At 35.5% G+C, this 15486-nt stretch carries 17 protein-coding genes; 10 read left to right on the forward strand and 7 right to left on the reverse strand.

Annotation, left to right across the window (positions count from 1 at the left end; all coding sequences use genetic code 11):
* The first annotated feature begins 61 nt into the window (after positions 1-61).
* The 3 genes from ACQ65V_RS00280 to ACQ65V_RS00290 all read left to right on the forward strand — a co-directional run bounded on the left by ACQ65V_RS00280 (position 62) and on the right by ACQ65V_RS00290 (position 1980).
* Positions 62-592 (forward strand): RNA polymerase sigma factor, encoded by a 531-nt coding sequence (locus ACQ65V_RS00280; RefSeq protein WP_155089439.1) that lies wholly within the window; start codon positions 62-64, stop codon positions 590-592.
* Between the two features lie 3 nt (positions 593-595).
* Positions 596-1390, forward strand: coding sequence for an anti-sigma factor (locus ACQ65V_RS00285; protein WP_412560363.1), 795 nt, complete (start codon positions 596-598; stop codon positions 1388-1390).
* Positions 1391-1509: 119 nt separating this feature from the next.
* A complete protein-coding gene (locus ACQ65V_RS00290; protein ID WP_430466436.1) occupies positions 1510-1980 on the forward strand; it encodes a hypothetical protein in 471 nt (156 codons plus the stop codon).
* 20 nt (positions 1981-2000) lie between these two features.
* On the opposite strand, the gene ACQ65V_RS00295 is transcribed toward ACQ65V_RS00290, so the two are convergent.
* Together ACQ65V_RS00295 and ACQ65V_RS00300 are read right to left on the reverse strand one after the other, a co-directional pair.
* Positions 2001-2699, reverse strand: a complete 699-nt coding sequence (locus tag ACQ65V_RS00295; protein WP_430466437.1) for a tetratricopeptide repeat protein — start codon at positions 2697-2699, stop codon at positions 2001-2003.
* A 150-nt stretch (positions 2700-2849) separates the two neighbouring features.
* Positions 2850-3782, reverse strand: coding sequence for a peptidylprolyl isomerase (locus tag ACQ65V_RS00300; RefSeq protein ID WP_430466438.1), 933 nt, complete (start codon positions 3780-3782; stop codon positions 2850-2852).
* 178 nt (positions 3783-3960) lie between these two features.
* On the opposite strand from ACQ65V_RS00300, the gene ACQ65V_RS00305 reads away from it, so the two are divergent.
* A complete protein-coding gene (locus ACQ65V_RS00305) occupies positions 3961-4404 on the forward strand; it encodes a hypothetical protein (RefSeq protein WP_430466439.1) in 444 nt (147 codons plus the stop codon).
* Positions 4405-4465: 61 nt separating this feature from the next.
* Here the strand turns inward: ACQ65V_RS00305 and ACQ65V_RS00310 are convergent, their stop codons facing one another.
* The 3 genes from ACQ65V_RS00310 to recQ form a co-directional block, all read right to left on the reverse strand.
* A complete protein-coding gene (locus ACQ65V_RS00310) occupies positions 4466-4942 on the reverse strand; it encodes a hypothetical protein (protein ID WP_430466440.1) in 477 nt (158 codons plus the stop codon).
* A 156-nt stretch (positions 4943-5098) separates the two neighbouring features.
* Entirely contained in the window at positions 5099-6082 is a 984-nt protein-coding gene (locus tag ACQ65V_RS00315; RefSeq protein ID WP_412560359.1) for a GTP pyrophosphokinase, read from the reverse strand.
* A gap of 100 nt (positions 6083-6182) precedes the next feature.
* Positions 6183-8384 carry a DNA helicase RecQ gene (recQ, locus tag ACQ65V_RS00320; RefSeq protein WP_430466441.1) on the reverse strand — a complete coding sequence of 734 codons (2202 nt, stop codon included), beginning with the start codon at positions 8382-8384 and terminating at the stop codon, positions 6183-6185.
* Between the two features lie 88 nt (positions 8385-8472).
* On the opposite strand from recQ, the gene ACQ65V_RS00325 reads away from it, so the two are divergent.
* From ACQ65V_RS00325 to lptB, 4 genes are all read left to right on the forward strand, one after another.
* A complete protein-coding gene (locus ACQ65V_RS00325; protein ID WP_273292156.1) occupies positions 8473-9438 on the forward strand; it encodes a KpsF/GutQ family sugar-phosphate isomerase in 966 nt (321 codons plus the stop codon).
* Positions 9438-10271 (forward strand): twin-arginine translocase subunit TatC, encoded by an 834-nt coding sequence (tatC, locus tag ACQ65V_RS00330; protein WP_412560357.1) that lies wholly within the window; start codon positions 9438-9440, stop codon positions 10269-10271. Before ACQ65V_RS00325 ends, tatC begins: the two co-directional genes overlap by 1 nt.
* 2 nt (positions 10272-10273) lie before the next feature.
* A complete protein-coding gene (locus ACQ65V_RS00335) occupies positions 10274-10630 on the forward strand; it encodes a carboxymuconolactone decarboxylase family protein (protein ID WP_155089430.1) in 357 nt (118 codons plus the stop codon).
* A 76-nt stretch (positions 10631-10706) separates the two neighbouring features.
* Positions 10707-11447: an LPS export ABC transporter ATP-binding protein gene (gene lptB / locus ACQ65V_RS00340; protein WP_430466442.1), complete on the forward strand. Its 741-nt coding sequence runs from the start codon at positions 10707-10709 to the stop codon at positions 11445-11447.
* Positions 11448-11450: 3 nt separating this feature from the next.
* Here the strand turns inward: lptB and ACQ65V_RS00345 are convergent, their stop codons facing one another.
* A complete protein-coding gene (locus ACQ65V_RS00345; RefSeq protein WP_155089428.1) occupies positions 11451-12323 on the reverse strand; it encodes a DUF808 domain-containing protein in 873 nt (290 codons plus the stop codon).
* Positions 12324-12338: 15 nt separating this feature from the next.
* Complete coding sequence (locus ACQ65V_RS00350) at positions 12339-13097, reverse strand: CDP-alcohol phosphatidyltransferase family protein (RefSeq protein ID WP_430466443.1); 759 nt, start codon at positions 13095-13097, stop codon at positions 12339-12341.
* Between the two features lie 143 nt (positions 13098-13240).
* Here ACQ65V_RS00350 and ACQ65V_RS00355 point away from each other — a divergent pair, with 143 nt between their 5' ends.
* Together ACQ65V_RS00355 and ACQ65V_RS00360 are read left to right on the forward strand one after the other, a co-directional pair.
* Positions 13241-14311, forward strand: a complete 1071-nt coding sequence (locus tag ACQ65V_RS00355; protein WP_412560354.1) for a PorV/PorQ family protein — start codon at positions 13241-13243, stop codon at positions 14309-14311.
* 12 nt (positions 14312-14323) lie between these two features.
* Positions 14324-15484 carry a DUF4105 domain-containing protein gene (locus ACQ65V_RS00360; protein WP_430466444.1) on the forward strand — a complete coding sequence of 387 codons (1161 nt, stop codon included), beginning with the start codon at positions 14324-14326 and terminating at the stop codon, positions 15482-15484.
* Positions 15485-15486 lie beyond the last annotated feature (2 nt).

Consider the following 15486-nt stretch of genomic DNA (forward strand, 5'->3'; position numbering starts at 1 on the left):
AACTAGAGCTATTGCATCACTATCCTTCCCCTAGTCTGCAAAAATTCTAAAATAACCCCTTATGAAGGATTTAGAAACACTAGTACAACAATTTCAAAACAAGGATCAGGTGGCGTTCAAAGAACTCTATGGTATGTATAGCAATAGCATACATGGAGTGGTTTACAATATCGTAAAAGATTCTAGTATTGCTGATGAGCTTATGCAAGATGTCTTTATAAAGGCATGGCATAAAGCAGATACTTACTCATCAAAAAAGGGAAGATTTTTTACTTGGATTTTAAATATAGCACGCAACGCTGCTATTGACAAAACAAGATCTAAAGCATTTAAGCAATCCAAACAAAACCTCAACTCGGATTATTTCGTAGATATAATAACAAGCAATGACAATTTAGATAGGAGCACTGATGCTATCGGAATTAAAAAGTTTGTGACCAACCTCGGCCAAAAATGTAAAGAAGTTATTGAGCTCCTCTATTTTAAAGGATTCACTCAAAAAGAAGCTTCTGAAGAATTGCAAATGCCTATTGGCACGGTAAAAACAAGAAATAGAAACTGTATACAGCAGTTACGAGACATGGTATTATAAATTATGGATATAAACGCATACATAGAATCAGGTATTTTAGAGCTATACGTAGCTGGTCAACTTTCTGAAAAAGAAAATCAGGAGGTCTATGAGTTGATGCAACAACATCCTGAAATATTGCAAGAAGTTTTAGAGATTGAAGCTGCTGTTGTAAAATTAACAGCTGCAGTATCACCTCATGCTATAGATTTTGAATCTTTCAAAGGAAAGTTAGGCAATACAGAAACGAAAGTCGTTGATCTTAAACCTCAAAAACCTAATTGGATTTCCTACACTGGTTGGGCTGCCTCAATTTTATTGGCTGGAGGCTTATTGTGGACATTGAACAATAAATCTGAACTAGAAGAGCAGTTACAAACTGCTGAAACCGAAAGGAATTATCTCGAAATACAAATAGAAGATGCCAGAGAGAACCTGGCAGCAACTAAGAATCTATTAGATGCTATTAGAGATAAGGATATAATTTCAGTACCACTTGGTGGCCAAGGAGATTTTGCAAATTCTTATGCTAAAGTCTATTGGAACAAAGCTGATAACACCATTTATCTAGATGCTGAAGGTTTACCTAACGCACCAGAAGGTAAAGTATGGCAAGTGTGGTCCTTAACACTTAATCCGTTAACACCAACAAGCCTAGGTACAATCGATGACTTCAATACCGATGATAATAAAATCTTTGCTATAGCAAATGCTAACGAAAGTCAGGCATTTGGTATTACCCTAGAGCCAGAAGGAGGTAGCGAAAGCCCTACGATGGAACAATTATATACGCTTGGTGTTGTAGCTTCTACACCATAACTTAAAGATTTTTTAGTTAAGTATACTATCTTAATTTGTAAAAAAAAGTTTACAATTTTTACTTTAATACAAGTTAAGATAGTATATTTATTATATATCAATCTTTAATATATCCATCAATGAAACAACTCATTTTAATTTTTACCCTTTGTGTATCCTCAACTTTATTTTCGCAAGATTACGTAAAACTCGCGGAAACCAATTTTAAAACTGCTGAAGAATGTAAGGAAGCAGAACCAAAGGTTCTCGAATGTGCCAATTATCTGCTTAATACTTCGGCAAATGCTAATGAACTTAATAGATTAAGTGCTTTTCAATATCTCTTTAAATGGATGGAAGGGACAGCCGATTATACGTTTTCTATTGATGCTGATGTTGTTGATTTAACCAAAGGAGACACTAGTTATATGGCTATTTATTTCGCGGCAATGGTACAGACCGTTCTACAAAACAAAGGAGAAAAATTAAGTGACGAAGCACTACACGAAACTGCGGTAAATAAACTTGTAAGTTATTGTGAAGACGATACAAATGGCTTAAAGCCAAATCGTGCTATCAAAAAAATCATAAAAAAAAGAAAAAAGTCTTAACCTCCTAGTTGTTAGGATTATCACATTTTAGGCTTGTAAGCTTTCAAATAGCGTTCTGCACGTGGGTTGTGCGGATCCATTTCAAGTGCTTTTTTATAATTGTTATAAGCCTGTAAGCTATCACCACTACGCAAATAAGCGTCTGCAAGGCTGTCGTAAACATTAGAACTATTTGGGTGTAAAACAGTGTTTAGCTTAAAAACCGCAATAGCTTCGTCATATCTGTTTTTTCTTAAATGGTTGTAACCAATGCTATTAAAGTCACGCTCCCTTATGTAAGAACTGGTAGAGTCTTGTTTTTTTATTTCTAAGTAACCAGCCAATGCTTTCTCAAAGTTTCCATCTGCTAAATGCTGACTTGGTGTTTTATAGTCTTCCGCAACCTTTAAATAATCATAAGTGACTTTGTCTTCATTGTCTTCTGGTATCACAGACAGATAACGTTCTTTAGTTTTAGGATGCTGTACAAATCGGAATTTTTTATACATATCAGGAACAAAAAATTCATTCTCGCTTAATGTTACGGGTTTTATTTCACCGCCTTTCCAATTGAGAAGAAGTTTGTCACCTTCATAATACACTAAGATTAATTCATCAGGATTGTAAAGATATTTACCTGAAGTCTGCTTCTTGAATTCCTCTGAATATTCTACTGATTTTGAACAACTAACACCAATTATTGCAATTAGTAGAATAAAGATTATGCTTTTAGTTTTCATTTTGATTAGATGATTGGTTTGTTGAAAATAAAAAAGTCTCACTAAAAGTGAGACGATTTTAATTACATTTTGTTACGAAATTTTTGTAGATACCGAAACTAGTTCGGTATAAGCGATTCACGCATTTTTGAACCAAAAATGTTTCTCTGCTTATTTTATTCCCATCAATTCTACATCAAAAACCAAAGTAGCATTTGGTGGAATTACACCTCCTGCACCTGCTGAGCCATAACCTAAATCACTTGGAATCACCAAACGTGCCTTATCACCTACATTTAGTAAACAGATACCTTCGTCCCAACCTGGAATCACTTGCCCTACTCCAACCTGAAAATCCAACGGTGAGTTTCTCTTGTATGACGAATCAAAAACAGTTCCGTCTGCCAACTGACCTTTGTAGTGTACAGATACCATATCTCCTTTATTGGCTTTTTTACCATCACCTTTTTGGATGACCTTATAACGTAAACCAGAATCCGTTTCGTCAAAACCAGCAGCTAATTTATCGAGTTCTGCTCTTGCAGCTTCGCGCTCGGCTGCTACGCGCTTTTCGCGAGCACCTTCAAACGTTCTAAATGCTTCAACGGCATTAAAGTTCTTTGCAGCTTCACCTTCTCTTATAATCTCCAAGCTTTCAATGGTATCGCCTTGTGCTATTGCATCAACCACATCCTGTCCTTCTATAACATTTCCAAAAACGGTATGTTTACCATCTAGCCAAGGTGTTTCTACGTGTGTAATAAAGAATTGACTTCCGTTAGTACCAGGACCAGCATTTGCCATGGACAGTTTCCCTTGTGCATCGTGTTTTAAATCTGGATGGATCTCATCATCAAACTTATAACCTGGATTACCTGTACCAGTTCCTTGTGGGCAACCTCCTTGAATCATAAAATCTGGTATCACTCTATGGAATTTTAAACCATCGTAATAAGGTGTGCCTTGAGGCTTAGCCGAATTTTCTAAATTTCCTTCTGCCAGTGCCACAAAGTTGCCTACCGTACCTGGTGTTTTTTCAAACTCTAAATTAACCAATATCTCACCTTTTGAGGTGTTGAATTTTGCGTATAAACCGTCTTGCATTGTGTTTTCTTTTGTTTAAGGGTGCAAAGATACAAAGTAAAGTTGGAAGCTCGAAGCTCGAAGCAGTAAGTTGAAAAACCAGCCATATAAAATTAAAGTGTCATTGCGAGCGAGGTACGAGCGCGGCAATCTTTTAAATTAGACGATTAAATTTCTTAGTTTTGGCAAAATTTAATTTATGGGCTTTTCTTTTTCTAAACTATTTAATAAAACAGAGTCAACACAAAACACCGATGATACTATTGAGGCTATTATTGCGTCTATAGAGCATCAACCTTATGCGGTGTCTGACGCTAATGTGCTTTTTGCTGGTCTTAATGAATTGGGAGGCTACTTCTTTTTTCAAACCATCATTGTTGGCCAATTAAAGGTGAAGGTTAAAAATGGTGCTCAGCTGATCTTTAGTGGTGATAATTTTGAGCTACAACTCCGCTCCGATTCCATTGAATTTGAATCTGACCCAACAGACGTAAAAGGACGACATATTACCAAAATAGACTTTCAGATTGAGGAAGCTGATATTAAGACCTTAGAGCAAGCTAAGTTAAAGAACATCTTACTAAAGGTTAAAAATAAGGAGATTACCTTTGGTAAGTATGAGGGGTTTGATGAGGAGGAATGAGGTTTTACTTGTCTGCATGTCGGCAGATAGTTTTTTTACTATAGTGCTTTGTTGTAGCATGTTATTTGTATTCATATTTATTCCGCCAAACATCTTCTCCTTTTAAAAAGTTAAGTAGTATTTCAGTCATTTGCTCAACCGTTTCTAATGGCTGTACCAATAGAATATGATCGTCATCTGTCACAAACCCAGAAGCTAATCCATCATCTCCTAAACTTCCACCAACGTCCAAAGCTTTATATCCACCACCATTTTCGTCTTTTAGTTGCACAATATGAAATTCATTCCAGTTGATTGACTTCATTGTACTTTTTATTATTTCCGATGTCGCTTTTTCAGATATGACTTTTGCTTTTTCACCATAATCATATGTGACAACGAGTTTTAAATCTCGTTTTCCTAGTTGTATTTCAGTATTCCGTAATTCATTCCTATTTTCAGAAATTTCAAGTGTTTTTGAATTCCGTTTTGAATTCCAACTAATCAAAACAATTATTCCGATTAATGCTAAAACTCCGAAGATTATGTAGTTATTCATTCTTTTCACGGGATTATGGTTTAATGTGCCGAAACGGTTGTGGATATGGTTTTGTTACGCAAGGGTACGCTAGTATCATGCCGCAGTAAGTATAAATTTAATAAAATGCTTGAAATTCCAATTAGGAATTCCAGCCGTAATGAACTATAGCTGTCGTTAGGAGTATTTTCTTTTTAGTTTTTCAACAATTTGCGACCTTGAATTACTAGAAGGGGCAATTTTTCTAAAATTATTATTAAAAGCTTCAAGACCGTAAGTCAGTATGTTCGCTCGTGGTGTTGTCCTAATTATATCTCCATTAAACATATTCTCTTTAATGAATTCAACCGCTTTTACTGATTTTTCAGCAGTTGAAACTAAATCTTTCATCGACAATTCGGACTTTTCAATTTCTTGTAATAATCTTGATTCCATTTCAGAGTGTGGTTCTTCATTAGGGAAATAGTAGGTTAATAAAGCTTGAAGTGAATTTAGGTTTAAATCATTGCCCACAAATTTGCCAGCTTTTTCAGATTCAGATATGGTTTTGTATTTATATTCGTCTGCTTCATTCTTAATATCTTGAAATTGATGGTCGGCATCTTCGAGTTTGGCGCTCATTAAGAATAATTTTCTCTGTAGCTTTCCTGGTATTTGATTTTTACTTTTATATCCCAGTTTGTGTTCTATTTCTGCCCAAGCGTGCATTAAAACTGTTCTAATTTGAACCTCAATTTTTATATTATTAAGATTTTTATAATTAGGCGTCACACACCAAGAATTTCTTATTTTGATTATTAAATGCTTTGAACGATATCCAAATTGGTTTAATTCCAAGGAATCAGTTTTATCCTCTAAATTTTGGACATCGTAATGTTCTTTTAAAATATCTCTTACTTTATCTATATCTTCTAAATGATAGACAATTATTCTTACACCACAAAAGTCTTCATTTTCTTCAAAAGGATTTTCATATTTTTTTCTACTTATTTTCTCGAAAAAAGAAGAGAAATCTTTAACTCTGGTGCTAATAACTAAATACGGTATTTCTTTTTCTGCTAAAAACTGCTGTAACGCATCTTTTGTATTGCTTAAAGCTCTCTTAAATAAAGGTTGTTTTTTTTCGTAAGTTCTGTATATAGCGTTTTTATCTAATTCCATATTTTTTCAAATTACACCTAACACGTTATATAGTAATACATATTTGAGCTATCCCTCACTAATATCAGGATAACAAAACATTATTGATCATAAATCTTTTCTAATTCGCCACCTCACTCATAAACTTAATACGGTATAGGCGCAGTTCCTCATCTTCGTAGTCGCCATCAAATTCTTCAATGGCATCAGAGATTTTATCGCTTTCAGATTCCATAAAGTAGTCATGGATTTCTTCCTGTTGGTCTTCATCTAGGATTTCATCAATCCAGTAATTAATGTTGAGTTTGGTACCAGAATAGACAATGGCCTCCATTTCCTTAATAAAGTCTGGCATTTCCATACCTTTTGAGGACGCAATATCATCTAAGCGTAGTTTTCTATCCACATTTTGGATAATGTAAAGTTTGAGGGCAGAGTTAGAGCCTGTGGACTTCACCACCATATCATCTGGTCGCATAATGTCATTGTCTTCAACATAATCCGAAATCAGAGCTACAAAATCTTTTCCGTATTTTTTGGCTTTGCTTTCACCTACTCCATGCACGTTAGACAATTCATCTATGGTTATCGGATATTTTAAAGCCATATCCTCTAAGGAAGGATCCTGAAAAATAACAAATGGTGGCACACCTAATTTTTTGGCATTACGCTTTCGTAAATCCTTAAGCATGCTCATTAGCTTTTCATCAGCTACAGCTCCACCTCCTTTGGAGTTTGTAACAATGCCATCATTAGAACCTTCGTCATAGACGTGGTCCTCTGCCATCATAAATGATTTTGGCTTCTCAATAAATGATTTTCCAGATTCGCTCAATCGTAACACACCATAGGTTTCGATATCCTTTTTAAGGTAGCCTGCCACAATCACCTGACGAATTAAGGCCATCCAATATCTGGCATCTTTATGTTCTCCGATTCCAAAAAATGGTTGTGTGTCCGTTTTATGAGAACCAATAAGCGCATTAGATTGACCAATGATTACTTGTACCAAATCCTTGGCTTTATACTTTTCATTGGTTTTTTGTACCGTATCTAAAAGAATCTTAACATCGTCTTGCGCTTCAACTTGCTTTTTAGGATTACGGACATTATCATCCATATCTCCTCCTTCACCAGTTTCATTATCGAATTCCTCACCGAAATAATGCAAGATGAATTTTCGTCTAGACATTGAGGTTTCGGCAAATGCCACAACTTCCTGTAACAAAGCATGACCAATTTCTTGTTCTGCCACAGGTTTACCAGACATAAATTTTTCGAGCTTCTCAATATCTTTATAGGCATAGTAGGCCAAACAGTGACCTTCGCCACCATCGCGACCAGCGCGACCTGTTTCTTGGTAATAACTTTCTATACTTTTAGGAATATCGTGGTGAATGACAAAACGCACATCGGGCTTATCGATTCCCATTCCGAACGCAATGGTCGCCACAACGACGTCTGTATCTTCCATCAAAAACATGTCTTGATGTTTCACTCTGGTTTTGGCATCTAAACCTGCATGGTAAGGCACGGCTTTAATTCCGTTGACCTGTAGCACCTGTGCCAATTCCTCAACACGTTTTCTACTCAGGCAATATACAATACCAGATTTTCCTTCATTTTGTTTAATGAATCGGATAATATCGGCATCAACATTTTTGGTTTTTGGACGTACTTCGTAAAATAAGTTGGGTCTGTTAAACGACGCCTTAAAGGTTACGGCATCTGGCATCCCTAAACTCTTTAGAATGTCTTCCTGTACTTTTGGAGTGGCCGTAGCGGTTAATCCAACAATCGGAATATCATCGCCGATTCGTTTAATGATGGTCTTTAAATTTCTGTACTCTGGTCTAAAATCGTGTCCCCATTCACTAATACAATGGGCTTCGTCCACGGCCATAAAAGAAATCTTCTGTGTTTTTAAGAAGTCCACATATTCTTCTTTGGTCAACGACTCTGGTGCCACATACAACAATTTTGTAATACCGTTTGTGATATCATCTTTAACACGCTTTACTTCGGTTTTGTTCAAAGATGAATTTAAAACGTGCGCAACGCCTTCGTGTTCTGACACCGCTCTAATAGCATCCACTTGGTTTTTCATCAACGCGATAAGCGGAGACACAACAATTGCTGTACCTTCCTTTATTAAAGCCGGTAATTGGTAGCATAACGATTTGCCACCACCAGTGGGCATAATAACAAAAGTATTGTTACCGTTTACGACATTTTTTATAACCTCTTCTTGAAGACCTTTAAACCCAGAAAAACCAAAGTATTTTTTTAGTGCGGAGTGTAAGTCAATTTCTGCAATACTCATTAATCCCTATAACTATTTTATATACATTTGCAATAACTTTAAAGATAGTAATTTCTTTAAATTTAAAAAACCCAATACAAAATTAGTTTTGAACACTGCATCATCCATTTTAAGCATTGCTAAAAGCACAATAGATACTGAAAGCAAAGCGATTGCAAACTTGTCGGATTTACTTACAGAAGACTTCGCCCATGCGGTTGAATTGATATATAACTCAAAAGGTCGTGTTATCATTACTGGTATAGGCAAAAGTGCCATTATAGCCAACAAAATTGTAGCGACTTTAAATTCCACCGGAACGCCTGCCATTTTTATGCATGCAGCCGATGCTATTCATGGTGATTTAGGGTTGATACTTAAAGATGATGTGGTTATTTGCATTTCTAAAAGCGGCAACACTCCCGAAATTAAAGTCTTGGTACCTCTTATTAAGAATGCCAAAAACAAAATGATTGCTATTACAGGCAATAAAGATTCTTTTTTGGGTCAACAAGCCGATTTTGTTTTGAATGTATATGTGGAGCAAGAAGCTTGCCCTAATAATTTAGCACCAACCACAAGTACCACAGCACAACTGGTTATGGGAGATGCGTTGGCAGTAAGTTTACTAGACTTAAGAGGCTTCTCTAGCAAGGATTTTGCTAAATATCATCCTGGTGGTGCGCTTGGCAAACGCCTCTATCTAAGAGTTAATGACTTATCGTCCCAAAACATGAAACCTCAAGTTGGACTTGAAGCCAGTTTAAAAGAGGTGATTGTTGAAATCACAGAAAAGATGCTTGGTGTTACCGCTGTGATAGATAATGACGACATTGTTGGTATTATTACTGATGGAGATTTAAGACGAATGCTTAGCAAAAGTGACGATATTGCTGGTCTAAAAGCAAAGGATATAATGAGTAACAGTCCAAGACGTATCAACGAAGATGCTATGGCTGTTGATGCTAAGGAGGTTATGGAAGAATTTGGAATCTCACAATTACTTGTGGAGAGCAATGGCAGATATGCTGGTGTTGTTCATCTTCATGATTTAATAAAAGAAGGCATTATATAATGGCGAAGAAGAATATTGACGAAATGTCTTTTCTAGATCATCTTGAAGATTTAAGATGGCATTTAATAAGAGCGACGCTTGGTATTGTAATTGCTGCGACGTTAGCATTTATCTGCAAGAAATTTATTTTTGATGTCATAATTTTTGGTCCAACAAGAATGGATTTCCTCACCTATAATGGACTTTGCCAAGTTTCAAAGTTTTTCGGAATGACAGACACCACGTTCTGTGCTGATAAATTTCCATTTATTATTCAGAATAGAACGGTTGCAGGACAGTTTTCTGCTCATATCTGGACATCTATTTACGCAGGGTTTATTGTAGCTTTTCCTTATGTACTATATCAACTATGGAGCTTTATCAGTCCTGGCTTAAAGGACAATGAACGTAAAAGTTCGAGAGGGTTTCTGGTAGTGGCTTCGCTACTATTCTTTACAGGAGTTTTATTCGGTTATTATATAGTGACACCGTTATCCATTAACTTTTTGGCCAACTACCAGATTAGTGAACAAATTTCCAACGAGTTTGATGTTAGCTCTGTTATTGCTATAGTACGCTCGTCTGCTTTAGCTTCAGGATTTGTCTTTGAGTTACCTATCATCATATACTTTTTAACTAAAATAGGTTTAGTGACTCCGCAGTTCTTAAAAAAATACAGAAAATATGCCCTTGTTATTGTTTTAATATTGTCGGCAATTATTACACCTCCAGATATTGCAAGTCAGGTAATTGTAGCCATACCAATATTAGTATTGTATCAAGTGAGTATATATATTTCGGCAGTCGTGGTTAGAAACCAAAATAGAAAACAATCAAAAGTTAAGACCAAATAAATATGTCTGATATCGTTAAAGAATTCAATGATTACCGTTCTAGAATGAACGATAAAATCTTAGCGGACAACAATAAAATTGTAAAACGCATTTTTAATCTCGACACCAATGCATTTGCTGAAGGTGCTCTCGATAAAAAAACCAAAGAGCTTTTAGGCTTGGTAGCATCAACTGTTTTGCGATGTGATGATTGCGTAAAATATCATCTAGAATCTTCGCACAAAGAAGGTTTAACTAAAGCTGAAATTAGTGAAGCGCTAGGTATTGCCACATTGATTGGTGGTACAATCGTCATTCCGCATTTAAGACGTGCGCATGAGTATTGGGAAGCATTGGAAGAACATCACTCACAAGGTTAAACTTTTAATAAAACTGGGACAACACTTATCCGAGTCTATATCATTTTATTATTTTTAGCGTTATAAGCAAGTATTTATGAAGTTACGTGCAGAACATTTAATGAAGTCCTATAGCGGACGAAAAGTAGTAAAGGATGTTTCCCTTGAAGTCAACCAAGGAGAGATTGTCGGTTTACTTGGTCCTAATGGTGCTGGTAAAACAACCTCGTTTTACATGATTGTGGGTATTATTAAACCGAATGGCGGAAATATCTACTTGGATAATACCAACATTACCAAGTACCCAATGTACAAACGTGCCCAAAACGGCATCGGATATTTAGCACAAGAAGCTTCTGTTTTTAGAAAACTCAGTATTGAGGATAATATTCTAAGTGTACTTCAGCTGACCAAATTAAGCAAGAAAGAACAGCACGCAAAAATGGAATCCCTAATCGAGGAGTTTGGTTTGGGACATATTAGAACCAATAGAGGTGACTTGCTTTCTGGTGGCGAACGACGTCGTACAGAAATTGCTCGTGCTCTAGCGACCGACCCAAATTTTATTCTGTTGGATGAGCCTTTTGCAGGTGTAGACCCTGTGGCAGTAGAGGATATTCAACGTATTATCGCAAAACTGACCAAGAAGAATATTGGTATTCTTATTACCGACCACAACGTACAGGAAACCTTGGCTATTACCGACAGAACGTATTTAATGTTTGAAGGTGGTATCCTAAAAGCTGGTGAGCCAGAAGAATTGGCAAATGATGAAATGGTACGTAAGGTTTATTTAGGTCAGAACTTTGAGCTTCGTAAGAAGAAGTTGGAGTTTTAAATGCTAAGTCTTTTTTGGCAACATCAATTTAATAGCTTTTACAACCAACAAACAAACTATTCCTACTCCGAGACCTATAATAAAATCTCTTAAAATACCTGGAATACCTTCTAAAACATGATGTAAAAATTCCACATTGTGAACAAAAATTCCTCCCGAAACTAACAACAAGGCTAAAGTACCGATTACGGATAAAGATTTTACCACCCATGGCAATGCCTTTATCAATCCCGTACCGAGATTAAATACAAAGCTAGATTTGGATTTGCTCTTTTTAATCAGTTTGAGCCCCATATCGTCCATTCTGACAATGAAGGCAACGATACCGTAAACACCTACCGTAGCAATAAGCGCAACAATTGAAACTACAATAATCTGAGTCGTTAATACTTCTTCTACCACTGTACCTAAAGCTATAATTACAATTTCAACAGAAAGTATAAAATCAGTAATAATAGCAGATTTTATTTTTGATTTTTCAAGTTTTATAAGTTCCTCTGGAGATACGTCCTTTGTAGCTGCTATTACTTTATCTTCATTTTTGTGAAAAAAGAATTCGTAAATTTTTTCAGCACCTTCATAAGCAAGATATAGGCCTCCTAATAATAAAACAACAACGACCAACTTAGGAACAAAAGCACTCATTAAAAATGCCAATGGTAATATGATGATTTTATTTATTAATGATCCTTTTGAAATAGCCCAAAGCACAGGTAATTCTCTAGATGGGCTAAAGCCTGAAGCCTTTTCGGCATTCACCGCTAAATCATCACCTAAAATACCTGCAGTTTTACGAGTTGACACTTTGGTCATAGTAGCAACATCGTCCATAAGTGTCGCAATATCATCTAGTAAAGCAAAGAAGCCTGATGCCATGTCTTTAAAATTTTATTAGTGAATGTTCTTTTTGTCTATAATAGACAGAACAATATAAAGTGCAACTACAACTGGTATTGCTGCAAATTGCAAAATGATAAGCGCCACGATGCTTATAATTAAAAAGATATAGCGTGTGGCATTGTTCTTAAAACTCCAATCCTTAAATTTTAGTGCGAATAATTTGACGCTAGAGTTAAGCAAATAACAGCTTAAAAGCGTTAGACCTATCAAAAACCATTTATTGATGATAATACTATTCATTACATCACTATTCTGGTATTCTAGAATCAATGGTAAGGATAAAATTAACAATGTGTTGGCAGGTACAGGTAAGCCTTTGAAGTAAGTCTGCTGGTCTTCATCAAGATTAAACCTTGCTAATCGATATGCTGATGCTAATGGAATCAACAAACCAATAAGTGGTAAAACAGATAGTTTAAAACCTTGCCAATGGAAAATAGAATTCCAACTATCACTGTAAGCAGCATAATCTGGCGCATCAACTGTTATAGAAATTAATTTAAACATTATAATTCCTGGCACTACGCCACTCGTTACCAAGTCTGCCAAAGAATCAAGTTGAATTCCAAGAGGACTCTGTACATTGAGCTTACGCGCTAAAAGACCATCAAAAAAATCGAAAAATATACCTAAAAACACAAATATTGCAGCAGCAACAAAATTGCCATAAACGGCAAAAATAACGGCAATACATCCGGAAAATAAATTAAGAAGTGTAACAATATTAGGAATGTGTCTCTTAAAACTCATATATGGTTAGTTTATGTAAAAATAAAAAAGTATTTGGGCATAGCTCACTTTTTTTTCAAATAGCCAGTACATAAAACAATAAGTGCGCTTATTATAAGTTAAATAGATAGAAAAATTGTGCATATTTGTAAAAAATTTTGCTGTTGAAAAATTACGCTGTAATTCTCTTAACACTTGCTACACTTTTTGCTTCGGCCCAAACCACTAGAAAGTATTCTAATGAATTTATGAATATTGGTGTAGATGCTGCTGCATTGGGAATGAGCAATGCTGTGGTTTCCCAAACTGCAGATGTGAATTCGGGATATTGGAATCCTGCAGGATTGGTACACCTCGAAGACAATCAACTTGCTCTAATGCACTCTAGTTACTTTGCCAATATTGCCAACTACAACTACATTGGTTACGGTATGCCCTTGGATGATAGAAGTGCGGTTGGTATATCACTAATTAGATTTGGTGTCGATGATATTTTAGACACAACACAGTTGATAGATGACCAAGGCAATATCAATTACGATAGAATCAGCACGTTTTCTACAGCAGATTATGGATTGACCTTTTCTTATGCGAGAAAACTACCATTAGATGGTTTAAACTTTGGCGTTAATGCTAAAATAATACGACGAATTATTGGTGATTTTGCATCATCTTGGGGATTTGGCCTTGATGCTGGTATTCAGTTTGAGAACAAATCTGGTTGGAAGTTTGGACTAATGGCAAGAGATATTTCTACTACCTATAATGCTTGGTCTATAGACGAAGAAAAATTTGAGCAAATAAGCGGAGCTGTAGAAGGGCAAAATCAAGAATTACCTGAAACTACCGAGGTTACTATACCTAAACTACAATTGGGCATGTCTAAAAAATGGATTTTCAACTATGACTATTCGTTATTGGGTGCTGCAAATCTTAATGTGCGTTTTGAAGAGAACAATGATGTATTTTCCACCTCTGTAGCGAGTATAAATCCTGCATTAGGTTTTGAGTTCGGTTATACGGATTTGGTGTTTCTCAGAGGTGGTGTTGGCAATTTTCAGAATGAAAGACAGATTGATAATTCTGAAGATTTAACGTTTCAGCCTAACTTCGGTGTTGGATTTAAATACAAAGGCATTCAGATCGATTATGCCTTTACTGACATTGGTGATCAAAGTGCTGCATTATATTCCAATGTATTCTCGCTAAAAATTGATTTTAGTGTTTTTAGATAGTATATTTCAAAAATGAAACTAAAACTATCCTTTTTCCTTTTTCTTTTTGTTTACGTTTCCTCTTTTGGTCAACAGATTCAATTAACCGAGGACGCAGAAGTCTCTGTACTTACTTTTGGGCCAGGCGAATCGCTTAATGATGCTTTTGGGCATAATGCTTTTAGAATAAAAGACAAATCCAAAGGAATAGATCTGGTATACGGCTATGGCGAATATGATTTTGACGCACCCAACTTCTACTTAAAATTTGCAAGAGGCAAATTGAATTACCTCATCAGTAGACATAATTTTTCAAATATATATTATCACTATACGAGTTACAATCGTTCTATTGACGAACAGGTTTTAAATTTTAACCTTAAAGAAAAACAAAGTCTCTTTGATTTTTTAGAGAATAACTATAAGCCAGAAAACCGAAGGTATCTTTACGATTTTTTTTATGACAATTGTGCTACAAAAATTAGGGATGTTTCTGAAACTGTTACCAATAGTCCTATAAGCTTTAGTGTACCTGAAGATTTTGAGCAAAAGACATTTAGAGAACTTATTCATGAACATGTTGACCGAAATTCTTGGGGAAGTTTGGGTATTGATGTGGCTTTAGGTTCTGTGATAGATAGAAATGCCTCTGCAAATGAATATATGTTTTTACCAAAGTATATCCATTCCTTTTTTGAAGTTGCTAAAATTGGTAATCGAGATTTTGTAAAAACTTCTTCTACGCTCTACGAAAGAAAAGAAAGAAAAGCTTCTTTTGATTTTCTATTAAGTCCTTTAGTGATACTTGGTCTTATTGCTTTATTGATACTTTACATCACTTATAAAGATTATAAAAACAAAAAAAGAAGCCATTGGTTAGATGTAACATTATTCAGCATTACCGGGATAATAGGTGTTTTATTATTGTTATTGTGGTTTGCCACGGACCATACAGCTACTGCACATAATTATAATCTTTTATGGGCTGTACCTTTGAACATTGTTGTAATTGGTCAGTTATTTAAGAAACAACCAAAGAACTGGTTTAGAAGCTATCTTAAGTTTTTAATTATAATGCTTTGTCTAATGACATTGCACTGGATAATTGGCGTGCAAGTATTTGCTATTGGACTCGCACCTTTGCTTGTCGCATTGGCAGTACGTTATATCTACCTTATTAAGTACTTTAAATAATA

The sequence above is a fragment of the Winogradskyella ouciana genome (assembly GCF_965284585.1).
GTDB classification, from domain to species: Bacteria; Bacteroidota; Bacteroidia; order Flavobacteriales; family Flavobacteriaceae; genus Winogradskyella; species Winogradskyella ouciana.